General features: G+C 63.8%; 16 protein-coding genes. 5 read left to right on the forward strand and 11 right to left on the reverse strand.

The annotated features are described in order from the left end of the window. Positions 1 to 2: 2 nt before the first annotated feature. Positions 3 to 404 (reverse strand): hypothetical protein, encoded by a 402-nt coding sequence (locus LB516_RS04175; protein WP_140720841.1) that lies wholly within the window; start codon positions 402 to 404, stop codon positions 3 to 5. A 69-nt stretch (positions 405 to 473) separates the two neighbouring features. Continuing rightward, entirely contained in the window at positions 474 to 1,160 is a 687-nt protein-coding gene (locus LB516_RS04180) for a D-lyxose/D-mannose family sugar isomerase (RefSeq protein ID WP_015318300.1), read from the reverse strand. Positions 1,161 to 1,358: 198 nt separating this feature from the next. Here LB516_RS04180 and LB516_RS04185 point away from each other — a divergent pair, with 198 nt between their 5' ends. Next, complete coding sequence (locus tag LB516_RS04185) at positions 1,359 to 2,417, forward strand: D-TA family PLP-dependent enzyme (RefSeq protein ID WP_224718994.1); 1,059 nt, start codon at positions 1,359 to 1,361, stop codon at positions 2,415 to 2,417. A gap of 4 nt (positions 2,418 to 2,421) precedes the next feature. Here LB516_RS04185 and LB516_RS04190 read toward each other — a convergent pair whose 3' ends face one another. The 8 genes from LB516_RS04190 to hutI all read right to left on the reverse strand — a co-directional run bounded on the left by LB516_RS04190 (position 2,422) and on the right by hutI (position 20,181). Then, positions 2,422 to 3,183 carry a heme ABC transporter permease gene (locus LB516_RS04190; RefSeq protein WP_140717704.1) on the reverse strand — a complete coding sequence of 254 codons (762 nt, stop codon included), beginning with the start codon at positions 3,181 to 3,183 and terminating at the stop codon, positions 2,422 to 2,424. A 104-nt stretch (positions 3,184 to 3,287) separates the two neighbouring features. Beyond that, complete coding sequence (locus tag LB516_RS04195; protein WP_224529930.1) at positions 3,288 to 5,060, reverse strand: glucan ABC transporter ATP-binding protein/ permease; 1,773 nt, start codon at positions 5,058 to 5,060, stop codon at positions 3,288 to 3,290. 371 nt (positions 5,061 to 5,431) lie between these two features. Then, positions 5,432 to 14,020 carry a GH36-type glycosyl hydrolase domain-containing protein gene (locus LB516_RS04200; RefSeq protein ID WP_224718995.1) on the reverse strand — a complete coding sequence of 2,863 codons (8,589 nt, stop codon included), beginning with the start codon at positions 14,018 to 14,020 and terminating at the stop codon, positions 5,432 to 5,434. Between the two features lie 288 nt (positions 14,021 to 14,308). Continuing rightward, positions 14,309 to 14,887, reverse strand: coding sequence for a HutD family protein (locus LB516_RS04205; protein ID WP_224718996.1), 579 nt, complete (start codon positions 14,885 to 14,887; stop codon positions 14,309 to 14,311). A 3-nt stretch (positions 14,888 to 14,890) separates the two neighbouring features. After that, complete coding sequence (hutU, locus tag LB516_RS04210) at positions 14,891 to 16,561, reverse strand: urocanate hydratase (RefSeq protein WP_140720852.1); 1,671 nt, start codon at positions 16,559 to 16,561, stop codon at positions 14,891 to 14,893. A gap of 28 nt (positions 16,562 to 16,589) precedes the next feature. Continuing rightward, the gene (gene hutG / locus LB516_RS04215; protein WP_224718997.1) at positions 16,590 to 17,408 is read right to left on the reverse strand and encodes an N-formylglutamate deformylase; all 819 of its coding nucleotides are present in this window, start codon (positions 17,406 to 17,408) and stop codon (positions 16,590 to 16,592) included. After that, the gene (gene hutH / locus LB516_RS04220; RefSeq protein ID WP_140824559.1) at positions 17,408 to 18,949 is read right to left on the reverse strand and encodes a histidine ammonia-lyase; all 1,542 of its coding nucleotides are present in this window, start codon (positions 18,947 to 18,949) and stop codon (positions 17,408 to 17,410) included. Before hutH ends, hutG begins: the two co-directional genes overlap by 1 nt. Next, on the reverse strand, positions 18,946 to 20,181 hold the full coding sequence (gene hutI, locus LB516_RS04225) for an imidazolonepropionase (protein WP_224718998.1): 1,236 nt from the start codon (positions 20,179 to 20,181) through the stop codon (positions 18,946 to 18,948). Before hutI ends, hutH begins: the two co-directional genes overlap by 4 nt. A gap of 98 nt (positions 20,182 to 20,279) precedes the next feature. On the opposite strand from hutI, the gene LB516_RS04230 reads away from it, so the two are divergent. After that, positions 20,280 to 21,635: a formimidoylglutamate deiminase gene (locus LB516_RS04230; protein WP_224718999.1), complete on the forward strand. Its 1,356-nt coding sequence runs from the start codon at positions 20,280 to 20,282 to the stop codon at positions 21,633 to 21,635. Between the two features lie 5 nt (positions 21,636 to 21,640). Then, positions 21,641 to 22,387 carry a histidine utilization repressor gene (gene hutC, locus LB516_RS04235; RefSeq protein ID WP_181171479.1) on the forward strand — a complete coding sequence of 249 codons (747 nt, stop codon included), beginning with the start codon at positions 21,641 to 21,643 and terminating at the stop codon, positions 22,385 to 22,387. Positions 22,388 to 22,428: 41 nt separating this feature from the next. Here hutC and LB516_RS04240 read toward each other — a convergent pair whose 3' ends face one another. Then, positions 22,429 to 22,773, reverse strand: coding sequence for a RidA family protein (locus LB516_RS04240; RefSeq protein WP_023773346.1), 345 nt, complete (start codon positions 22,771 to 22,773; stop codon positions 22,429 to 22,431). Between the two features lie 225 nt (positions 22,774 to 22,998). Between LB516_RS04240 and aztA the strand changes: the two genes are divergently transcribed. After that, a complete protein-coding gene (aztA, locus tag LB516_RS04245) occupies positions 22,999 to 23,832 on the forward strand; it encodes a zinc ABC transporter ATP-binding protein AztA (RefSeq protein WP_224719000.1) in 834 nt (277 codons plus the stop codon). Next, complete coding sequence (gene aztB / locus LB516_RS04250) at positions 23,832 to 24,707, forward strand: zinc ABC transporter permease AztB (protein ID WP_224719179.1); 876 nt, start codon at positions 23,832 to 23,834, stop codon at positions 24,705 to 24,707. The genes aztA and aztB overlap by 1 nt, the downstream gene beginning before the upstream one ends. Positions 24,708 to 24,733: the final 26 nt, after the last annotated feature.

Here is a 24,733-nt window from a genome sequence, read left to right on the forward strand (position 1 = left end):
AATCATGGAATGCTGAAGGGCACCGATTCAGCAACCGTTCCATCGATGGCCAAATCAACCCGATAGGTGCCCTCCGGCCATCCCGCCGTTGGTTTGCTGAGTTGTGAATCAGCCTGATTGTTGGCTCCTACGTCGAGGTCGACCTTGTCGATCGTATAGTTCTCCGGCGCGGCGCCGTGGGAATCAACCGAGACCCAGGAGAACGTGATTTTCGAGGTTGGCGCGATATCCACAAGGTCAGCCGAGACGTAGATCACCGGTGTCTCGACAGGGAAGTTGCTCTGAGGCGTTCCCCCGTCCTTCGTCGCGGAAAGGACGATATTGGTGAAGCCCGCCGCCTGGACCGGCATACCGAAACCGAGCGCCGCCAAGGCGGCAATGGCTAGAACCAGAGCTGATTTCAAGACTTATTTCTCCTCGGGCTTGGTTGCTGGCCCGCAAATCGGGGGCGAATTGGTTGAGGACGGGTGCCCTCAGCCCAGCCATTTGTCGTAGTCCGCCACCAATAGATGCAGGGGCGGTGTGTCTTCCTCGATATCGGCGAAACGGCCGATCGGCTCGCGGAAGACGTTGTCCGTGCGATCGTCATTGACGGTCGACACCTCGCCGATCAGGACATCCTTGCCCTCGGCCCAGAAGGCGTGCCAGACGCCGGGCAAGAGCGTGACGCTTTGGCCCGGATCGAGCTTCAGCAGTCCGCCCGCCGGCAGCCTGTGGATGGTTCCGTCGACCGGCACCGATACTTCGGCCTTGGGGTCGATGCCGCCGTCGCGATCATGCATGAACAGTTCAAGCACCAGCTTGCCGCCGCCGCGGTTGATGATGTCCTCGGCCTTGATGTTGTGGCGGTGCATCGGCGACATCTGCTCCTTGCGCGAAATCATGATCTTTTCGGCATAGAGCATGCCCATGCCTTTCTTCATGTCCTCGTAGCGGCCGTTGCGAACGGTGAACAGGAACAGGCCGAGATCGTCGAACTTGCCCTGGCCATAGTCGGTGATGTCCCAGCCGAGCCGTGAGGTGAAGATGGCCGAAGAATCGACCTGGCGCGCCTTCATCTCTTCCGGCGACCAGTAGGCGAAGGGCGGCATGATATAGCCGAACGAGCGGATGAAAGCGTCGGCTTCGCGGATGATGTCGTTGATGGCGGAGCGTTTCATGATGATGACCCTCGTGTCGATTTTTCCGACAATCGCATAGCCGAACGCCGGTGCGGTGTCGATCCACCTTGCCTGTTCGAGCCCTGTCTGTTCGAGCCTTGCGCGGGCCAGTCATGGCCAACAGATCGCGGCCCGCTGGCCGCGTGACATCGCGTGCTTTGAGGCTCATAACCCTTGCGAATTGCACAGGGATAGCCGATGCCGACCATCCATGACCTCGATACGCCTTCGATCCTGATCGACGTCGCACGCGCCGAAGCCAACATTGCTCGTGCACAGGCTCATGCCGACAAGAACGGACTGAAGCTCAGGCCGCACATCAAGACGCACAAGCTGCCTTATTGGGCGAAGAAGCAAATGGCGGCAGGCGCCGTCGGCATCACGTGCCAGAAGATCGGCGAGGCCGAGGTAATGGCCGACGCCGGGCTGACCGATATCTTTCTTCCCTACAACATCCTGGGGCGCGCCAAGCTCGAGCGGCTGAAGGCGCTGCATGGCCGCGTGACCCTGTCGGTGACGGCCGACAGCATGGACACGCTGGAAGGGCTCGCGGCAGCTTTCACCGATGCCGGCCATCCTCTGCCCGTGCTGGTCGAATGCGATACCGGCATGGGTCGCTGCGGCGTGCAGACAGCCAATGAAGCGGTAGCGCTGGCAAGGGTGATCGACAAGGCAGGTGGCCTCACCTTCGGCGGACTGATGACCTATCCGGCCGCCGGCCGCGCGGCTGAAGCCGAAGCCTGGCTCGCCACCGCCAAGCAGGCGCTGGCTGCCTCGGGGCTTGCCTGCGAGCGCATCTCCAGTGGCGGCACGCCTGATATGTGGCGCTCCGTCGACGCATCCGTCGTCACGGAGTATCGCCCGGGAACCTACATCTATCTCGATCGCTACCAGGTCGCCAAAGGCGTCGGCACGTTGGACGATTGCGCGCTGACGGTGCTTGCGACCGTGGTCAGCCATCCGACAGCGACGCGCGCCATTCTCGATAGCGGCAGCAAGGCCCTGTCCAGCGATACGCTAGGGCTAAAGGATTTTGGAGAGTTGATGGGCGTCCCCGGAGCACTGGTGACGGGCCTGAGCGAGGAGCACGGCACGGTCACGCTTTCCGGCGACGGCAGGCTGCGCATTGGCGAACGCGTGCGCGTGGTGCCGGACCACTGCTGCGTCGTCACCAACCTGTTCAACGAGGTCAATCTGATAGACGGCGAGAAGGTTCTCGAAACACTGCCAGTGGCGGCTCGCGGGCTGATGACATGAGGTTTTAGACCGGACGCTCCGCCTGCCGCGCCGCCACCCGCCGCATGGCTATCACCCGGCGGCGGCGGATTTCGGTGCGCATTGCCATCAGGTGCAGCGCGAAGAACAGCACGGTAAAGCCGAAAGCCATCACCAGCAGAGGCCAGAGCAGGCTCGGGTCGATGGTAGGGCCGCCGAGCCGGAACACCGAGGCAGGCTGGTGCAGCGTGTTCCACCAGTCGACCGAGAATTTGATGATCGGGATATTGATGAAGCCAACCAGCGTGATGATAGCGGCGGCCCAGGCGGCGCGGCTGGCATCATCCAGCGCACGGGTCAGCGCAATGATGCCGAGATACATCAGGAACAGCACGAAGACGGAAGTCAGGCGGGCGTCCCAGACCCACCAGGTGCCCCACATCGGCTTGCCCCAGATCGAACCGGTGATCAGCGCCAGCGCGGTGAACACCGCTCCAATGGGTGCGGCCGATTTCAGCGCGACATCGGCCAGCGGATGGCGCCAGACCAGCGTGCCAAGCGCGGAGACCGCCATCAGCGTGTAGCACATCATGGCGAGCCAGGCGAAAGGCACGTGGATGTACATGATGCGAACGGTGATACCCTGCTGGAAATCCTCGGGCGCGGTGAAGCTCATATAGAGGCCAATCGCGAGGGTGAGCGCGGCGAGCGCCGCCAGCCACGGCACAAGCTTGTCCGCAAGCCCGACGAACCGCGTTGGATTGGCGAGATCGGTCAAGCCGCTCAGGCGTGAGGTGATGTCACTCATGCCACTTTACATAGACCGCCGATGCGTTTGAGGCAATCGAGCGGCGGTGTCGCAGCTCTGGTCTTGCCTCCTCCCGTTCGGGAGAAGGCGGAACCGTTAATGGCTCAGGCGGCCTCGCCCTGCACCGACCGGCTGAGGCGGCGGACTTCCTCGTCGTTGAGCAGGCCGCCGGCGCGCAGCAGGCTGGCGAAGCGGCCGTTGCGCAGCGACAGTTCGGCAAAGCCACCCATCTCGACCACCCTGCCCTTGTCCATGAACACGACCAGATCGGCGTCGCGGACGGTGGTCAGGCGGTGGGCGATGATGAAAGTGGTGCGGTCGCGGCGCAATTCGTCGATCGCTTCCTTGACGCGGTCCTCGGTCTCGACGTCGAGTGCGCTGGTCGCCTCGTCGAGCACCAGGATCGGGGCATCCTTCAGCACGGCACGGGCAATGGCGATGCGCTGGCGCTCGCCGCCCGAGAGCTGGCCGCCACGTTCGCCGACCACCGTGTCGTAGCCATTGCTCTTGGCTAGGATGAAATCCTGCGCCGCGGCCGCGGTGGCGGCGGCATGGATCTCGTCGTTGGTCGCATCGGCGCGGCCGACGCGGATGTTGTCCTCGATCGAGCGGTTCAAAAGCCCGGCGTCCTGGAACACGGTGGCGATCGAATGGCGCAGCGACTTGCGGGTCACCGTGCGGGTATCGATGCCGTCGATCAGGATGCGGCCGCTGGACGGCGAGAAGACGCGCTGCAGCAAGTTGATCAGCGTGGTCTTGCCCGCACCCGTTGGTCCGACGATCGCGACGGTCTGGCCGGCCTGCACCTCGAAGGACACGTCGCTGACGCCCTGCCCCGAATTGGCGAACTCGAAGCTGACATCCTCGAAACGGACATGGCCGGTGACGTTGGCAAGGTCGCGCAGACCATCCGGCTCGGCGGTATCGGCGGCCGAGTCCTCGAGCTTGTAGAAATCCTCGAGCTTGGCGCGAGCTTCCGAAATCTGGTTCGCGAAAGCCGACATCTGGTCGAGCCGTGAGATCAGCAGCGTGGCGAAGCCGGTGAAGGCGATGACGTCACCGATGCGCAGCTGGCCATGAGTGACCAGGTAAGCGCCGATCAGAAGCACCACCATCATCGAGATCGTCGACGACAGCCGATTGAGCGCATTGGCGATAGCCCACCAGTCGAGCACCGGGTTCTGCGCGTCGAGCAGGTTCTTGACGTAGCCACGCAGCGCCTCGGCCTCGTAGCCGAGACGGTTGTAGCTCTGCAGCACGGCGACGTTGCTCACCGAGTCCGTCACATGCGCGAATACCTTGTGATAGTGACGCTCGACCGCGGCCTGGCCTTCCTTGGTGCGCTTCATCACCAGGCGGCCGATGCCGACATAGAGCACGCCGAGCACGAGCAGAACCATCGACATGCGCACATCCATGCTGAGCGCCGTCGGAACCAGCAGAACGAGCGCGACAGCGGTCGACAAGTGCTGGCGCATGAATTCAAGCCAGAGGCTGAACAGAGTCTCGACGGCGCGCAGCAGCGTGTGGAGGGCATTCGAGGTGCCACGCTGATGATGCCAGGCGAGCGGCATGGTTATGACGCGCTCGAACGACTGACAGAGCACTTCGCTGCGCCGGGCGTGCGCGAACCGGTCGGCGCCGCGCGCCACCAGGACGAAAGCCATGACATTGAAGGCGCCGATGCCGGCCCACACGGCGAGCGTGGAGAAAACCGAACCGTGCGCGGAAATCGCGTCGATGACCCGGCCGAACATGATCGGCTCAAGGATCGCGATGGCTGCAAGAGCGACGTTGGCCGAACAGATCAGCGCGACGCGCTTCTTGTCGGCAGCCAGATACCCCAGCGCTCTCCAATAGATCTGCAGAAGTGACACTTCAGCTACTCCGCCAACGTTCTATTGTGCCCAATACCAATATTGTGCACCGCACCATTTCCTGACACGTAACGGTTGATGCGTCGCAAAACAATGCCCGTCTATCTCTTCCGTTCCCATTTAGCGAACAAAAGATGACGACGATACGAAATCTGGCGTGATCACCTAACAGTTTGAGATAAAAGGTGAAATGTCAGCCTTGCGGCAAAATCATGGCAGTGGTCGAGCTGTGCCACATTTTTAATCACGGCAGGCCGGCATGACTTCGTCCGGGCGGCTGGCCAACGTCGTCGGCACCCCGCGCGCAAGTAAACAATGCACGGCATCGCGCGTCCCGGAGGACGCGCGATCTAATCACTAAATGGTTGATTTCATGCCGGTATCTTGACCACGACCTCGGTCTGGTCACCAGCTTTGGGTGCGAAGGACGTCGATTTTGTCTTCGAACCATTGACTTCGAGCGAGATCGTCTTGGCCTTTTTGTCGCGAATGACCTGGACCTTGATCTCGGCGCCCAGCATCTTGAGTGAAGCCTGGTAGCCATCCCAGTGGCTGGGCAGCTTCGGCCGGAATGTGATCTGCTTGCCGCGCCGTTCGATGCCCAGGATGCCTTCGACCGCCGCCCGGTAAAGCCAGCCCGCCGACCCGGTGTACCAGGTCCAGCCGCCGCGACCTCCCTTGTCGTCCCCGGAGTAGATATCGGCCGCCACCACGTAGGGCTCGACCCGGTAGTGCTCGGCCGAGGCCTCGTCGAACGCGTGGTTGACCGGATTCAGCATTGAGAAGCAGCGATAAGCTTCATCGGTCTGCCCCATCTCGGCCAGCGCAATGACGAACCACGTCGCCGCGTGGGTATACTGGCCGCCATTCTCGCGCACGCCAGGCGGATAGCTCTTGATGTAGCCGGGGTCCTTCTGTGTCTTCGAGAAGGGTGGCGTGAACAGTTTGACGATCTTGAGACGGTCGTCGACGAGCAGCTTCGTCGCCTGCTGCATGGCCGTGGTCGACCGCGCCGGGTCGCCCTCGCCCGACAGCACGCTCCAGGACTGGGCGATGGAGTCGATCTTGCACTCCTGCGATGTACGCGAGCCCAAAGGCGTACCGTCATCGAAACTGCCGCGCCGGTACCATTCGCCGTCCCATGCCGTGCTTTCGAGTGCCCGCTTCAGCGCGTCGGCATGCTTTGCCCAGGCCTGTGCGCGCTTGGTGTCGCCCTCGGTCTTGGCGACCGCGGCGAAGTCGCCCAGCGTCTTCAACAGGAACCAACCCAGCCACACGCTCTCGCCCTTGCCGTGTTCGCCGACGCGGTTCATGCCGTCGTTCCAGTCGCCGCCAAGGATCAGCGGCAGGCCGGCTGGACTGCTGCGCTTGATGGCAAGGTCGAGCGCACGCGCGCAGTGGTCGTAGAGCGACACCGTCTTCTTCGAGATTTCCGGGGTGAAGAAGGCGTCGTGCTCGCCTTCACCCAGCGCCTGTCCATCGAGGAAAGGCAGTTGCTCCTTCAGGATGGCGGCGTCGCCGGTCACCATGAGATAGCGGGACGTGGCGTGGGCGAGCCACACCACGTCGTCGGAGATCAGGGTACGCACGCCGGCGCCGGTCCGCGGCAGCCACCAATGCTGCACGTCGCCCTCCGGGAACTGCCGCCGCGCGGCGTTGAGGATCTGGTCGCGCGCCAGCGTCGGGTCGTGCGCCAGCAAGGCGAGCGTGTCCTGCAACTGGTCGCGGAAGCCGAAGGCGCCGCTTGCCTGGTAGAAGGCCGAGCGGGCGCGGATGCGGCAGGCAAGGCTCTGATAGGGCAGCCAGTGATTGACCATGGCATCGAGTGCCTTGTCCGGCGTCTCGACCTGGATGGTGTCGAGGAAGGCGCGCCATTCGCGCTCATTGTCGGCCAGGCGCTGGTCGAAATCCTTGCCCCGGTGCGTCTGCACCAACGCGCTCGCCTGCGCCGCGGAATCGGCATCGCCGAGCAGCCAGATAAGTGTGACGTCGGCGCCGGCCGGAATCTCGACGTCGCGGGCGATCGCCGCGCAAGGATCATCTCCGGCCTCGACGCGACCCGACAGGGCCGAACCGCTCAGCACCGCCTGTGGCAGATCGCTGGACCCGTGCCGGCCAAGGAACTCGGCCCGGTCTGACGTCACCGAGTGGACGCCGGTGTCGGCGGCGAGGAAGGCCACCCGCTCGCTGAAATCGAGCCCGTAGGGATTTTGCGCCAGCAACGCGCCGGTGGCTCCGTCGCGGGACGGCACTATGGTTGCCGCGGTGCGCGACCGATGCCCGCCAAGCACCCATTCGGCGTAAGCATAGACACGCAGCCTAGCCGGCACCGGGCCGGAATTCTGGATGCGCAGCCGCGTGATCTTCACCGGATCGATGGGATCGACGACATGGGTCAGGTCCATCGACAACGGTCCGCGCTTCGAGCGGAAGGTCGAGAAGCCCTGGCCATGCCAAGCCTCGTAGGTCATCGCGGGATCGCGCACCACCGCTGCGAGCGGAGAGAACGCCTTGCCGCTGGCCTGGTCGTAAATATAGACGCCCTCGCCCGGCCGGTTGGACACCGGATCGTTCGACCATGGCGTCAGCTGGTAATCGCGGCTGTTGCGGCTCCAGGTGAAGGCCGCTCCCTCGGCCGAGGTGTGGAAGCCGAACGACGCGTTGGAGACGACGTTGATCCAGGGTTGCGGCGTCGTGCGCCGGCCAGCCAGGCGCACCACATAGTGCCGCCCGTCGCCGTCGAAGCCGCCGAAACCATTCCACAGGCTGAGGCCGGAGCCATCGGCGCTGACGTCGGCCACCGCCTGCGAGGCAAATGCATGCATCTGCGGTGCGAGCGCCGCGATTTCGCGCGAACCCGGCAATCCTGCCGGCTGCAAGCCATCGCGCGCCTGCAGCGCGGCCGCCTCGGCCCGTTCGATCTGGTCGAAGATGGTGCCGTTACGTGTATGCAGCACAACCCGGGCGACGGCGAGCAGCGTCTTGTAGGTGGTTTCCTCCATCAGGTCGCGGCGCACCGCGAAAATGTGCTGGCGGGGTCCGAGTTCCTTGCCGCGCAAGCGGCTGTTTTCGCACAGCGTCTCGACCGCGCGCTGCAGATCCTGGACATAGGACGAAGCCTGCTCGTTGACCACGACGAAGTCGATCATCATGCCGCGGGTGCGCATGTATTCCTGGAAGCGCAACGCCTGGGCTACGATCTCGAGATCGGCAACGTCACCGATCCTGACCAGGAAGATCGGGTAATCGCCCGAAATACTGGTCGGCCACAGGCTCGACTGCTTGCCCAACCCGGAAGCGATGGACTCGGCCGGCAACCGCAGGAACGGGTCGGGATAGATCAGATAGCGCGCCAGCTTCTGCACATTGGCCGCGTCGGTCAGACTGAGGCCCATATGGCGGGTCTGCACCTGGCTACGCGTCCAGGCAAGCATCGCCTGCCGGGCAAAGCTCTCCTGATGGTCGAGCCGGCTTATCGCCTCCTCCAGCTCGGCACGGTTTGCCCCGACGACGGTCCAGAAGGTCAGCGATACTTTCTTGTTGGCGGGTACGCGCACCTGACGACGCAGCGAGGCGATGGGATCGAGCGTGAAGCCGGAATGGCCGCCAAGCCTGGCGCCTGGATCGAAGGCGGCGGCATCGACGATGGTGCGGCCACGGCCGATGAAGGCGCGCCTGTCGGTCTCGGCCTCGGCATCACGCGCCGGTCCCGACGGATCGGTGACGAAATGCACCAGCGTCACATCCGGTTCGCTGGTTTCACGCTTGCGGCGCGTGGCGAAGATCGCGCCGTTGTTGGCGGCGATTTCCGTTTCCACGAACATTTTCGAGAAGGCCGGATGCGCGTTGTCGGAAGCTTCCGAACCCAGGACCAGTTCTGCAAAGGACGTCACCTCGATGTGACGGTCGGATGTGCTCTCATTGTAGAGCGTGATGCGACGGCCTTCGCCATTGCCCTCGGAGATGACGATGCACTCCACTTCGGAGCGCAGCGTGCCGACCTGCTTCACGAAGCTCGCCTTGTCATCGGAAAACAGGGCCTGCGTCTTTTCCTCGGCCGCGCGCCTGGGTTCCGAAGTCGCGGACCACCAGTCGCCAGTGGCGGCATCGCGCAGGAAGATGTAGGAGCCAAGCCGATCCTCGACCGGATCGGGCTGCCAGCGGGTGACGGAAAGATCGCCCCAGCGGCTGTAGCCGGAGCCGGTCGCGGTCACCATCACCGAATAGCGGCCATTCGACATCACATTGGTCGAACGCAACGCCCGCGCGGGATCGAGCACGATGCGGGTGTCAGGGCTCTCGGTCTCGGTCTCGTCCTTGGAGCGCTCGTCGGCCTCGGTGCGGACGGTCGCGGTCGGAATGTCGCGTGGCGCCCTCTCCTGCAGCAGCAGTTCGGCCGATTCAATGACCGGATCGCTGTGGAAGCGATCGCGCAGGCGACCTTCGAAGATGGCGTCGGCGACGGCGGCGATCGACATGCCCGAATGGTGGGCATAGTAGTTCAGCACGACCGCGTGGTTGGTGCCTTCCGGTACGCGCTGCGGCGTGAAGTCGACCGCATCGTAATAGCCATGACGGCCAAGCGCGCCGATCTCGCGCAGCCGGGTCAGATTCTGCACCGCTTCGCGCGGGTTGAACTGCGCCGCCATGATGGTCGCGTAAGGCGCAATCACCGTGTTCTGGCCAAGGCCACGCTTCAGCCCAAGCCCCGGCACGCCGAAATTGGTGTACTGATAGGTCAGTTCCCGGTCGCGGGCGTTGTAGGCCGCTTCCGAAATGCCCCACGGCACATTCTTCTGGCGGCCATACTGCATCTGGCGCTTGATGATCAGCTTGCTCGTCTGGTTGAGGATCGAGCCTTGCGGCTCCTTCATCACCAGCGGCGGCATCAGATATTCGAACATCGAGCCGGACCACGACATCAGCGCACCCTGGAAGCCGATCTCGACGATCGGGCGGCCAAGCCTGAACCAATGTTCGGTCGGCAGATCGCCCTTGGCGATGGCGAACAGGCTGGTCAACCGCGCCTCGGAGGCGAGAAGGTCGTAGCAGCTTTCGTCGAGCTGATGTTCCTCGACCCGGTAGCCGATCGACAAAAGCTTGCGCTCCGGCCGCATCAGGAAGGCGAACTCCATCTCGAAGGCGAAACGACGGGTGCGCTCGCGCAAGGTGAGCAGCTTGGCACGCAGAGCCTCGACGGCGTTCTCGTCGCTGTGGGCGTCGTGGACGTGCGCCTCGCAGGTGGTTTCGAGCCTTGCCGTCCAGTCTACGATGACGTCGCTCTGCGGCGATGCGGCTTCGGTGTGAATGGCGGTGGCGAGCTTGCGGATTTCGCCGGCCAGGACCGCCAGGTTGATGGTGCGGATGGAGGCCATTTCCGGCTGTGCCTTGATCGTCTCCACCGCGCGCCGCATGCCGTCGAGGCGATCGACAAGGCGTTGGCGCAACGGGCGCAACTGACGGCGGTCGTCGGGCAGTTCATCGAGGCTTTCGCTCAGGATGGTCACCGTATCGAGGATGCCCTCGAAATCGCCCTGCAGGTGGACGGACGGGGCCTCCGCCCATTCGGCGCAGGCAGCCGCCACCGCCACCAGGTGGCCGGCGAGATTACCGCTGTCGACAGCCGAAATGTAGAGCGGATAGAGCGGCTTCAGCGTCGTGGTATCGTACCAGTTGAAGAGATGGCCACGATGGCGCGGCATGCTCTCGATGGTGGTCATGGTGGCGTCGATGCGGGTGATGGCATCGGACAGGCTGATCCAGCCGAAATCGCGTGCCGAGACGACCGAGAGCAAGTAGACGCCGATATTGGTCGGCGAGGTGCGCGGCGCCACGACTGGCGCGGGGCTCTCCTGGAAATTGTCCGGCGGCAGATTGTGATGCTCTGCCGTCACGAAGCTCTCGAAATAATGCCAGGTACGGCGCGCCACGGTGCGCAGCGTGTGGATGTCGGCTTGCGATATGCGCAGCCGATCCTCGGTTTCAGCGGAGCGGCTGATCCAGCTGGCGATCGCCGGCGAGCCGATCCAGAACAAGGCAAAGAAAAAGGCGACGAAGGCACCGGTGGAATCGGCCAGCACCGGAATGGCGAGGCCGACAAAGCCGATGATCACGGCGCCGTACATCATTCCGTAGTAGGAGCCGACATCGTTGTCGCCGGCCTTGTGCGCCTGCGAGGCGGTGCGCCATTCCAGGAGGTTCTGCCGGCTGACGAACAGCCGGTAGAGCGTGCGCACGATGGCATCGCCCATCATCCAGGCGTTATGTGCCATCAGCACGATCTTCAGCGCCACCATGGCGGTGCCGAAGGCAACGTCGCGCGCCAGCGCCGAGAAATGGCCGCGCGGCGTCTGGTCGCCGCTCTTGGGCAGGATGGCGTTGACGACGTCGAAGGTCGGCGCCATGAACAGGCTCAGGATCAGCAAGGCCTGCCACTGCGCGGCCTGCGTGAAGGGCAGCAAGGTCCAGCCGGCGATCGCCGCCATCACCCAGAAGATCGGCGTCAGCGAGCGGCGCAGATTGTCGACCATCTTCCAGCGCGACAGGGCCGGAACGCCGGAGCGCGGGTTGAAGATGTACCCCAAAAGCTGCCAGTCGCCGCGCGCCCAGCGATGGTGGCGCGAGGCATCGACCGAGTAGCGGGTCGGGTAATCCTCGACCAGTTCGACGTCGGTGACCAGCGCGGCGCGCGCCAGCGCGCCTTCGAGCAGATCGTGGCTGAGAATGGTGTTTTCCTCGATGCGGCCCTGCAAAGCGGCCTCGAAGGCATCGACATGATAGAGACCCTTGCCGGTGAAGGACCCGTCGCTGAAGACGTCCTGATAGAGGTCTGAAACAGCGAAGACGTAGGGATCGAGGCCGCGATTGGCCGAGAACACGCGCTGGAAGAACGAGGCTTCGTCGCCGCTGGTGAGCGAAGCGGTGATGCGCGGCTGCAGGATGGTGTAGCCGGCGGTGACGACGCGCCTGGTGGCGTCGAAATGCGGGCGGTTGAGCGGATGGCAAAGCTTGCCGACAAGGCTCGATACGGCATCACGGGTGGTGCGGGTATCGGCGTCGAGCGTCATCACATGGACGACTTTTTCCGGCAGCGGCACTTCGAGCGGCAGGAAGGTGGTATCGCTGTCGCCGCGCAGCAAGAGATCGAGTTCGTGCAGTTTGCCGCGCTTGCGCTCCCAACCCATCCAGGACCCTTGAGCGGCATTGTAGAGCCGGCGGCGGTGCAGGATGTAAAAGCGCGGCGCGCCTTCGGAGGGATAGCGCGCATTGAGGCGGGCGATTTCGGCGCGAGCGAAGTCGAGGATCTCGGTATCGGCCGCATCGATCTCGATCTTGCTGTCGGGCCAATCCGAAAGCAGCGCGAAATGGATCTCGTCCGCCAGATTGGCAAGGTAATGCACTTCGATGTTGCGGATGTTTTCCTCGACATCGTCACGCGAGCCGATCAGCGACGGCACGACCACCAGGGTGCGCGCCTCGGGCGGCACGCCGTGCCTGTAGTCGTAGCCGATCAGGCGTGTCGGCTTGAGGAAGAGCGAGACCACGGTGTTGAAGAAAGCGAGCGCGCCTTCGCTGGCCGGCACGGCAAACAGGGCCAGCATCAGCACGATGGACGGCACCGACAGGCCGAGATTGGAAAGGGCGTTGCCCGACAGGACGAGCAGCAGGACGGTCAGGGCGAAGACGGGCAGGACGATGCCAAGCCATCCGGTCTTGGCGAAGGTCCGCTTGACGATCTGGCTGATCGTGGGCCGATAACCGATCGTCTTTTCGAGTTCCAGCCGACGCGGGCCAACGAGATAGAAACCGACATCGGTGTGAACGGATGCAGCCTGGGCATCAACCCCCTCACCGCTCTCCGGGACGGTTTCGCTGACAGCATGGCCGGCCAGTTCGATGGCTTTTTCGGCGACACGGTACTCCGACAGGTTCGAGCGGCGTGCCAGTTCCTCGATCGCGGTGCGGTATTGATCGCGCGAGAAGAAGTCGAGCGCGGCGAAATCCGTGCGCTCGCGCAGCACGGTATCGATGCGACTGACGCCTTCGAACCACACCGTCCAGTCGACGTCGTTGATGAGGCGCAGGCCGCGGACGATGTTGCCGGTGGTGACATTCCCGCTGGACAGCGTCTGGTGCTCGGAAATGATGATTTCCTCGGCATCCGAGCCGGTCTTTTCGAGTTCGCCTTCCAGCCACTCCAGCGCCTTGCCGGCATTCTGCGATCCGTCACGCAGGCGATAGAGCAGCTGAGTGGCGAAGGTGGTGTCCTGTGCATGCGCGCTGAAATTGGCAAGGATCGCCTGCCGGTCCGGATTGTCGTCGGTCGCCAGCACCTTGTCGGCCACGTCGTTGGCGATCTGGCGCATCTGGCGGGTGCGGTTGACCCTGACCGCCAGGCGGCGGAGGTTTTCGATGAGCACGAAGCGCAAAAGGGACGGCAGTGCCCAGAGTTCGCCGATTTTCAGCGGCTCGACCGACTGAAAACCCTGGACGATGGACTTGAACATGGTCGCCGAGACGGAACTGTCGGAATGCGCGACATAGGTCCAGGCCAGAGCCAATGCGCGCGGCACGGTGCCGCCGTCGGGCAGTTTCAGCGTTGGCAATTGCCGGTAGAAGCGGCGCGGCAGGTCGCGTTTGACCTGGAAAATGGTTTCCTCGATCAGATAGTTGTTGTCGAGCAGCCACTGCGCGGCCGGCGTGATGGTTTCGCCCCTCCCCTGCGCGGCATTGGTCGACCGGTAGACTTCGAGGATCTTCTTGGCGCTGTCACGGATGCGGGCCTGGAAGTCGAACGGGATCAGGCCGAACAGATCCGTCAGATCGCCCTTGGCAAGGCTCTCGCCGAGCAGCCGGAGCCGTTCCTCCGGCAGGAATACCGATCGTATCGGCTCTTCCGTGACGGCCGGGAAGCTCGCGCTTGTCTTCTCGATCTGGGCTGGGTTCGTCTGAATATTCATTGAAAATTCCGTAAGCGGGCACTCAGCGGCGTCACCGCCACGGCAATGGCCCTAAAACCGGTTCAAATGCAATCGGCTGCATCAACCCCTATGCCGAAAGTTTGTTTCCGCACCACGACGGAGCGTCATCTTTCGACCAACTCAAAGACGAGCGCCCCTCGCTCCCGTCGGGACCGATCGACGGAGAGGATTCGGGCTTTTTCGTGATGCCATCGTCAGTGTACGCTATATTTCGCCGGCATCGCGATCATGTTTGGAAACAGGCGGTAACCGTTGGCGGCAAACCCGTCAGGCGGCCCTGATTATGCGGACCACGAAAAGGGTCGCATCCGGGGCGGGCTCAACCCGCAAGATAGGCACATCCGGCCCGAGCAGCAGGGTGTCGAGCGGCTCGAGGCGGATAGGCGTGGCGCCGGCGAAAATGGCATGGCCTCTGTGGCAAAGGATGAGGGTGGAACAGGTCTCGGTCGAGATTTCCACAGGCGCCGAAACCGGCAGGCGTTCGACTTGATGCAACATGCGGCCGCGGCGGGTCATGACGTTGAGATCGGTAATCGGGCCGGCGATCAGCGCGGCACTCGTCGGCTGGTCGGCTGGAAAGGAAAAAGGCTGGGAAGCAACTGTCATCCGCTCGGGCGGACGGCCGGCGACATTAAGCACGATCCCCTCGCCTTCCAGAACCGACAGGGTGCGGTCGATGCCGGCAAAGCTGGAGAACGGCCCGCTCGTCTCGACCCGGGCCATCGAGACGCGCCAGTCGAAATCGTCGAGCCCAGCGCCAGCGGGCGAGACGGCGATCTCGGTCGTCGTACCGCCGCCGTTCTTCCACGGCATGACGCGGTAGTCGGCGGCACGAAGAACGCGCATGGCTTAGCCCAAAATGCCAGGCAGGTTGAGCTGGTGCTCCTTGGCGCATTCGATCGCAATGTCATAGCCGGCATCGGCGTGGCGCATGACGCCGGTCGCCGGGTCGTTCCACAACACCCGTTCCAGGCGCCTTGCAGCATCCGGCGTGCCGTCGGCAACGATAACCATGCCGGCATGCTGCGAGAAACCCATGCCGACGCCGCCACCATGATGCAGCGACACCCAGGTGGCGCCCGAAGCTGTGTTGAGCAACGCATTGAGCAGCGGCCAATCGGACACGGCGTCCGAACCGTCCTTCATCGCTTCCGTCTCGCGGTTCGGCGAGGCGACCGAACCGGAATCGAGGTGATCGCGGCCGATGACGACGGGCGCCTTCAGTTCGCCCTTGGCCACCATCTCGTTGAAGGCGAGACCCAGCCGGTGCCGGTCGCCGAGGCCAACCCAGCAGATGCGCGCCGGCAACCCCTGAAAGGAAATCCGCTCGCGGGCCATGTCCAGCCAATTGTGCAGATGGGTGTTGCCGGGGGTGAGCTCGCGGACCTTGGCGTCCGTCTTGTAGATGTCCTCCGGATCGCCGGAGAGTGCCGCCCAGCGGAACGGGCCGATGCCGCGGCAAAAGAGCGGACGGATATAGGCCGGCACGAAACCGGGGAAGGCAAAGGCGTTTTCAAACCCTTCATCCTTGGCGACCTGGCGAATATTGTTGCCATAGTCGAGCGTCGGCACGCCGGCGTTCCAGAACGCCACCATCGCCTCGACATGTTCGCGCATGGAGGCGCGAGCCGCCTTCTCGACCGCCCTGGGGTCGCTGACACGCTTTTCGCGCCACTCGGCAATCGTCCAGCCCTTCGGCAGATAGCCGTTGATGGGGTCGTGGGCAGAGGTCTGATCGGTGACCATGTCGGGGCGGATGCCGCGACGGAACATTTCGGGTACGATCTCGGCGGCGTTGCCGAGCAGGCCGACGGACTTCGCCTCGCCGGCCTTGGTCCAGCGCTCGATCATTTCCATGGCTTCGTCGAGCGTCTCGGCTCTCTCGTCGACATAGCGGGTGCGCAGGCGGAAATCGATCGAGTCGGGATTGCATTCGATCGCCAGGCAGCAGGCGCCGGCCATGACGGCGGCCAACGGCTGCGCGCCGCCCATGCCGCCGAGGCCGCCGGTCAATATCCATTTTCCCCTGAGATTGCCGCCATAATGCTGGCGGCCGGCCTCGACGAAGGTCTCGTAGGTGCCCTGCACGATGCCTTGCGTGCCGATGTAGATCCAGGAGCCGGCCGTCATCTGGCCGTACATCATCAGGCCCTTTTTATCGAGCTCGTTGAATTTCTCCCAGGTCGCCCAGTGCGGCACCAGATTGGAGTTGGCGATGAGCACGCGTGGCGCGTCCGGGTGGGTGCGAAACACGCCGACCGGCTTGCCCGACTGCACCAGCAGCGTCTCGTCCTCGCCAAGCATCTTCAGCGAAGCAACGATCTGGTCGAAATCGTTCCAGGTCCGCGCCGCCCGGCCGATGCCGCCGTAGACGACCAGTTCGTTGGGGTTTTCGGCAACGTCCGGGTCGAGGTTGTTCATCAGCATGCGCAGCGGCGCTTCGGTGGTCCAATACCTGGCATTGAGCTTGTCGCCGCGCGGGGCGCGCACTTCGCGTATGTTGTGACGGGGATTGTTCATCATTGTCCCTTTCGGACGAGGCGGCGCGTCAGTGCCCGGCCCAGTCAATGGCGGTTTGAAGAATTCGCGTCAGCGTGGCGCGGATCGGAGCGGCGAACGCGGCGTCGTAGGGCACCGGCCAATTGTCCGGCGTGCCCTTCCCCTCGGGCTCGCGCATATAGCCTCGATTGGAGAGTTCCATCTGCAGCGCGTGCACGCCCTGTAGCGGCTGGCCAAAATGGCGCGTTATCCACCCACCCTTGAAGCGTCCGTTGACGACAAAAGTCTCGCCGGTTTCGGCCATGATCTGGTTGACCATCGCCTGCAACGTCGGATCGGCGCTCTTGCCGTCATTCGTGCCGAGATTGAACACCGGCAGCGTGCCTTCGAACAGGCGTGGCAGCACCGAGCGGATCGAATGGCAGTCATAGAGGACAATCTTGCCATGCAAGGTGCGCAACCTGTCGATCTCGGCCTGCAAGGCGGCGTGATAGGGTGCAAAGAACTTCTGCCGACGCTCGTCGATCTCCGACGGCCCCGGCTCTTCGCCGTCGCGGTAGAGCGGGTCGCCGTCGAAGGTTTCGGTCGGGCACAGGCCGGTGGTTGCCTGGCCGGGATAGAGCGAGGCGCCGGATGGATCGCGGTTGACGTCGATGACGGTGCGCGAGATCGCGGTGTGCACGACAGTGGCGCCGAGATCGGCGGCGAAATCATAGAGATCGTCGATCCACCAGTCGCAATCACGACGGCCGAGCCAAGGCGAGGCCAGCCGGTTTTCGAGGCCGGCGAGGTCGATACCGGTGTGCGGGATCGACACCAGCAGCGGCGCCGTGCCGCGTGTGACCGTGAGCCAAGGGGTGGCCGTCATCACGCCGCTCCGGCAATCGAGGGCAGTGCCACCGCGCTCGCGGCTTTCACAACCGCACCGCTGCGCACCATGGCGATCGCCTTTTCCATGTCGGGATGGAAATGCCGGTCGTTATCGAGATGCGGCACCTCGGCGCGAACCAGCTTGCGCACGGCTTCCAGTGCTGCGCTCGACGCCAGCGGCTGATGGAAATCACAGCCTTGCGCGGCGGCCAGCAACTCGATGCCGATCACCGCGGTTGCATTCTCGACCATGCCGATCAGGCGGCGTGCGCCATGCGCGGCCATCGAGACGTGGTCTTCCTGGTTGGCCGAGGTCGGGATGGAATCGACGCTGGCCGGATAGGCCTTCTGCTTGTTTTCCGAAACAAGCGCGGCCGCCGTAACCTGCGGGATCATGAAGCCGGAGTTCAGACCGGGCTTGGGCGTCAGGAAAGCGGGCATGCCTGACAGCGCGGGATCGACCAGCATGGCGATGCGGCGTTCCGATAGCGAGCCGATCTCGCAGACGGCCAGCGCGATCATGTCGGCGGCGAACGCCACCGGCTCGGCGTGGAAATTGCCGCCGGACAGAGCAGTATCGTCTTCTGCGAAGATCAGCGGATTGTCGGTGACGCCATTGGCCTCGGTTTCGAGCGTATCGGCGGCCTTGCGCAGCACATCGAGCGCCGCGCCCATCACTTGCGGCTGGCAACGCAGGCAATAGGGATCCTGCACACGCTCGTCGCCCACCCGGTGCGACTCGCGGATGGCGCTGCCGGCCATCAAATCGCGCAGCGCGTCCGCGGTCTCGATCTGGCCACGGTGCTTTCTCAACAGATGAATGCGCGGGTCGAACGGCGCGTCGGAACCCTTTGCCGCGTCGGTCGAAAGCGCGCCGGCGACAAGCGCCGACTGGTAGAGCACCTCGGCATCGAACAAAGCGGCCAGTGCATAGGCCGTCGAAAACTGCGTGCCGTTGAGCAGCGCAAGGCCCTCCTTGGCACCCAATGTCACGGGCTCCAGCCCGTGCGAGACGAAGGCAACCTTGGCCGGGAAACGGCCATGCGGAGTAAAGCATTCGCCGACGCCGATCATCACCGCCGTCATATGCGACAGCGGGGCAAGGTCGCCGGAGGCGCCGACCGAACCTTGCGCCGGCACGACCGGGATGACGTCGTTGGCCAGCATCGCTTCAAGCAGCTCGATGGTCTGCGAGCGCACGCCGGAGGCGCCCTGCGCGAGGCTCGCAAGTTTCAGCGCCATCATCAGCCGGGCAACGGCAACGGGCATCGGCTCGCCCACGCCCGCGGCATGCGAAAGCACGATGTTGCGCTGCAGCGTCTCGAGATCGTCGGCGGGGATGCGCACGCTGGCCAGCTTGCCGAAACCAGTGTTGATGCCATAGACCGGCTCACCCTTGGCAACGATGCGCGCGACAGCTTCGGCACTCGCCTTGATTTTCGGACGGCAGGCATCGTCCAGTTTCGGCACGGCGCCACGGTATATGGCGCGCCAGTCGGCCAGCGTCGCATTGCCGGGCTTCAGGGTCAGTTCGGTCATTGTCCTCTCCAGATGCGGGCATGCAGCGGGTTGAAGCCCATGCGGTAGACGAGTTCGGCGGGGCGCTCGATGTCCCAGATCGCCAAATCGGCGGATTTGCCTGATACCAGCGTGCCGGTCTCGCCGAGCAGCCCCAGCGCACGCGCGGCTTCGCGGGTGACGCCAGCAAGACATTCGTCGACCGTCATGCCGAACAGGGTGGCCGCCATGTTCATGGTCAGAAGCAGCGAGGTCAGCGGCGAGGTGCCGGGATTGTTGTCGGTGGCAACAGCCATTCTGACGCAATGCTGGCGAAACAGGCCGATCGGTGGCTTCTTGGTCTCGCGGATGAAGTAGTAGGCGCCGGGCAGGATCGTCGCCACGGTCCCCGCCTTGGCCATTGCCACCGCGCCTGCCTCGTCGGTATATTCGAGATGGTCGGCCGACAACGCGCCATAGCGGGCGGCAAGTTCAGCGCCATGCAGATTGGACAGCTGGTCGGCGTGGAGTTTGACGGGCAAGCCAGCCGCCTGGGCGACATCGAAAACGCGCGCCATCTGCTCCGGCGAAAAGGCGATGCCTTCACAGAACCCATCGACGGCATCGGCCAAGCCTTCCTCGACGACGCCGGGAAGGATCATTTTGGCGACGAGATCGATGAAGGCATCCTTGTCGCCCTTGGCTTCCGGCGGCAGCGCGTGGGCTGCGAGACATGTGGTGCGAACCGTCACCGGGCGTTCATTGCCCAGCTGTCGCGCGGCGCGCAGCGATTTCTTCTCGTTTTCGAGATCGAGGCCATAGCCCGACTTTACTTCCACTGTGGTTACGCCCTCGGCAATCAGCGCATCGAGGCGCGGCAGCGTCTGGGCAACCAGGTCGCCCTCACTGGCAGCACGCAGGGATTTGACCGACGAGACGATGCCACCGCCGGCCCTGGCGACTTCCTCATAGGTGGCGCCGGCCAGCCGCATCTCGAATTCATTGGCGCGGTTGCCAGCATGGATCAGATGGGTGTGGCAGTCGATCAGGCCGGGCGTAATCCAGCGGCCCTCGCAATCGATGATCTCGCCTTGGGCAAAAGCCGAGGGCATCTCGGATTGCGGACCGGCATAGATAATGCGGCCGTCGCGCGCGGCGAGCGCACCATGCTCGACGATACCCAATCCGGCAGAATTTTCAGCCATGGTCGCCAAACGCGCATTGCGCCACAGGCGAAGCCCCCCTGCGTGGTTTTTGCTGCTCTCTACGGCCATCATCTTTTCCGTTTCAATCGGTGGCGATTATGTATATACATATTGAAACGCACTGCAAGTGCCATCATCACATACGAGACCGGAAAGCGGAGAGAAAAGTGACCGATATCTTTGCGGAACAGGCGCTTCTTCCTAACGGCTGGCACAACAATGTGCGGATCACTTTTGCCAATGGGCGCATTACGGCCGTGGAGCCTGAAGCCGCCGCCTTGCCCGGTGATGAACGCCATTCCATTCTGCTGCCAGGCATGCCCAACCTGCACAGCCACGCCTTCCAGCGCGGCATGGCCGGCCTTGCCGAGTTGCGAGGCCCCTCCGCCGACAGTTTCTGGAGCTGGCGCGAGGTGATGTACCGCTTCGCGCTGTCGATGACTCCCGACCAAGTCGAGGCGGTGGCGGCGCAGCTCTATGTCGAAATGCTGGAGGCCGGTTTTTCCCGCGTCGGCGAATTTCATTATCTGCACCATGATCGGGATGGACAACCCTATGCCAACCCAGCCGAGATGGCCGAGCGCATCGCTGCCGCGGCTGGCGAAACGGGTATCGGCCTGACGCTGCTGCCGGTGTTTTACGCCCACTCCTCTTTCGGCGGCGCAGCTCCGAATGAGGGCCAGCGCCGATTCATCAACGATGTGAATCGGTTCGCCCGGCTTGTGGAGAAAAGCCGTGAATCGGTTCGCGCGCTGAATCAAGCTGTCGTCGGCGTCGCGCCGCACAGTCTGCGCGCCGCGACGCCTGAAGAGCTGATCGAAGTCACCGCCATGGCGCCAAACGGACCGATCCACATCCACATCGCCGAACAGGTCAGGGAAGTCGAGGACTGCCTTGCCTGGTCCGGCGCGCGTCCGGTCGAATTTCTGCTTGGGGCTGCCGCTGTCGACCAGCGTTGGTGCCTGATTCACGCCACCCATATGACGGATGCCGAGACCATCGGCATGGCGAAGACCGGCGCCATTGCCGGCCTTTGCCCGATCACGGAGGCCAATCTCGGTGACGGCACCTTTGCCGCGCCATTGTTCAGGGAGCATGGCGGCCGCTTCGGCATCGGCTCCGATTCCAATGTGCTGATCGGCCTGCCCGACGAATTGCGCCAGCTCGAATATTCGCAGCGCCTCGCGCACCGCGCCCGCAATGTGCTTGCGGTAGCCGGCGGCTCAACAGGCCGCGCCCTGTTCGACGCAGCGCTTGACGGCGGTGGCGTCGCCCTTGGTGCCGGCGCCTCGCAAATCGCGACTGGGGCATCCGCCGATCTCGTCTCGCTCGACGTCGGTAATCCCTCGCTGGCTGGCAAGACCGGCGACGCGATCCTCGATGCCTGGATCTTTGCCAATGGCAGCAAGGTCGATTGCGTCTGGGTGCATGGCAAGAAACAGGTCAGCGCTGGCAGACACGCCAAGCGCGGGGCTATCGCCGCACGGTTTCGCAGCGTGATGACTGCGCTTTCCGAGGGTTAACGCAGATGAGCATGGCTGAACGGACGGACATAGACGACAGCGAGACCGTCTCGCTGCATCAGCGCATCCTGTCCGATATCCGCGAAAAGATCCTGTCCGGCACCTGGGCGCCCGGCCACCGCATCCCGTTCGAACATGAGCTGACCGCCGAATACAAATGCTCACGCATGACGGTGAACAAGGCTCTGTCGCAGTTGGCCAAGGCAGGTCTGATTGAACGCCGCCGCCGGTCGGGCAGTTTTGTCCGCCAGCCGCAATCGCAGGCAGCGGTGCTGGAGCTTCACGACATCAGGATCGAGGTCGAGGCGCTCGGCCTGCCCTATCGCTACGAACGGCTGGAACGCCTGAGGCGGCGCAGCAACGTGGAGGACAGGGCGTTGCTCGGATTGTCCGCAGCGGGTTCGGTGCTGGCGGTCGAAGGCCTTCATTTTGCCGGCGAACGGCCATTCGCACTCGAGCAACGTCTGATCAATCTTTCGGCGGTCGCGGAAGCCGGGGACGAAGAGTTTCTGGAAATCGCGGCGGGTCCATGGCTGATCGGCCGCGTGCCGTGGAGCGAGGCCGAACATCGGATACGCGCCATGGCCGCCGATGAGACTATCGCCGACGTGCTCGATATCGATCCTGGCGCGCCTTGCCTGGTCGTGGAGCGCCGCACCTGGAGCGCGGAGCACCCGGTTACACACGTGCGCTTCATCTATCCGGCGGAAAGCCACACGCTGGTGGCAAGGTTCACGCCGTCGCAGGGGTAAGCCGATCTCCCGCTTGGGGAAGATCGGCACCTACAGCCGCTTTACAGCGCAGCCGTAATAATAATCTCGACCAGATATTCGGGGCCGGCGAGCTTCGCCTCGCCGGTGGCGCGGGCGGGCGTGTGGCCCTGCGGCACCCACTTGTCCCATTCCGAGTTCATCTCGGCGAAGGTACCCATGTCGGCCAGCCAGATGATCGCCTGGACGATCTTGGTCTTGTCGGTGCCGGCCTTGGCCAGCAATTCGTCGATGGTGGCGAGGATATCCCTGGTCTGGGCGGCGACGTTGCCGCCGGGCTCACCGACCTGGCCGGCCAGATAGACGGTGTTGCCGTGAATGACGATCTGGCTCATGCGCGGGCCAACATCGATGCGACGAATGCTCATGGGATATTCCTTGCTTTGTGGTCGCGCCTCTTTAGAGTTGGCAACGGCTTGGGGCAAGGCGGGGCGGTCCCAATCCTCTTGGACCAGCGGTGCGGGACCATCACGGCAAGTCGGCCCGACGGCCACAATTCCGCTCGATTGCCTTGTTGACTAATGTAATAACATCACATATCCAGTCGGCGCTGCCCGGCAGCCGCTCTTCGCCGCCCCACGGACCGTCAAAAAATGATCGAAACCTGCCTGACATTCCGTGACCTGACGCTTGGCTATAACAGTCATCCGGCAATCCATCATCTGGACGGCGTCATCCGCAAGGGCTCGCTGACAGCCGTCGTTGGCGCCAACGGCTCCGGCAAGTCGACATTGATGAAGGGCATCGTCGGCGTCCTGAAGCCGATGGCCGGCGCTGTGACGCGGGCGCCCGGCGTACGCGCCGCTTACCTGCCGCAACAATCGGAACTCGATCGAAGCTTTCCGGCCCGGGTCGTCGATCTGGTCTCGCTCGGCCTGTGGCCGAGACGCGGACTGCTTGGCCGCCATACGAAGGAAGATCGTCAGTCCGTCAGCAAGGCGCTGATGGCGGTCGGCCTCGGCGGCTTCGAGACGCGCCCGATCGACACGCTGTCCGGCGGCCAGTTGCAACGCACCTTGTTTGCCCGCGTGCTGTTGCAGGATGCCGACCTCATCCTGCTCGACGAGCCGTTCAACGCTGTCGATGCAAAGACGGTGGGCGATCTCATTGCGCTGATCAAGCATTGGCACGGCGAGGAGCGCACCATCATGGTCGTCGTCCACGACCTCGATCTTGTCCGACAGAATTTCCCCGAGACGCTGCTGCTGGCCCGCCAGCCTGTCGCCTGGGGCGAGACCAAGGAGACCCTGCGGCCGGAGAATCTTCTGCGGGCCAGGCGCTTTCACGAGGCGTGGGAAGAGAACGCGCCGTGGTGCGAGCCGGGCGGGCACGATCATGACCATGACGGACATGATCACGATCATGATGAGCCTGCCCACGCGCAGGACCGTCACCACCATCATGGCGCTGGACCAAGGGCTGCATGATGAACGTCCTTTACGATCTCTTCATCGCGCCTTTCGCCGATTTCGCGTTCATGCAGCGGGCGCTGTTCGGCTCGTTGATGCTGTCGCTCGGCGCCTGTCCTGTCGGCGTGTTCCTGATGTTGCGGCGCATGAGTCTCTCGGGTGACGCCATGGCGCACGCCATTCTGCCCGGCGCCGCCGCCGGCTTTCTGCTTTACGGGCTGGAAATCCTGCCGATGACCATTGGCGGCCTGATCGCCGGCATCGTCGTTGCGCTCGGTGCGGGTGCGGTCTCGCGCTTCACCATCCAGCGCGAGGACGCCTCCATGGCTGCCTTTTACCTGATCTCGCTCGCCGTCGGCGTGCTGATGGTTTCCATCCGCGGCTCTAGTGTCGACCTCATGCATGTGCTGTTCGGTACGGTTCTGGCGCTCAACAATGAGGCACTGACGCTGATCGGCGGCATCGTGGTGGTGACACTCGTCAGCCTCGCCATCTTTTGGCGGGCGCTGGTTGCCGAATGCCTCGACCCGCTGTTCCTTCGCTCGGTCAGCCGATGGGGCAGCCCGGTGCATTTCATCTTCCTCGGCCTCGTCGTGCTCAACCTCGTCGGCGGCTTCCAGGCGCTGGGCACGCTGCTCTCGGTCGGGCTGATGATGCTGCCGGCGGCAGCCGCCCGTTTCTGGACCACGCGCGTCGAACCGATGTGCGTGCTGGCCGTGCTGATCGGCTTTGCCTCCTGCATCGCCGGGCTGCTTCTGTCCTACCACGCGTCGCTGCCCTCGGGCCCGGCCATAATCCTGTCGGCAGGCGTGGTCTATTTCTGCTCGATCCTGTTTGGCACGCGCGGCGCGCTGCGCGCCCGCATTGTCCATCACCGTCACAGAACGGCCTGATCCGCCTCACCCCCTAGAAGGAACCC

Source organism: Mesorhizobium sp. CO1-1-7, assembly GCF_020164885.1.
GTDB classification, from domain to species: Bacteria; Pseudomonadota; Alphaproteobacteria; order Rhizobiales; family Rhizobiaceae; genus Mesorhizobium; species Mesorhizobium australicum.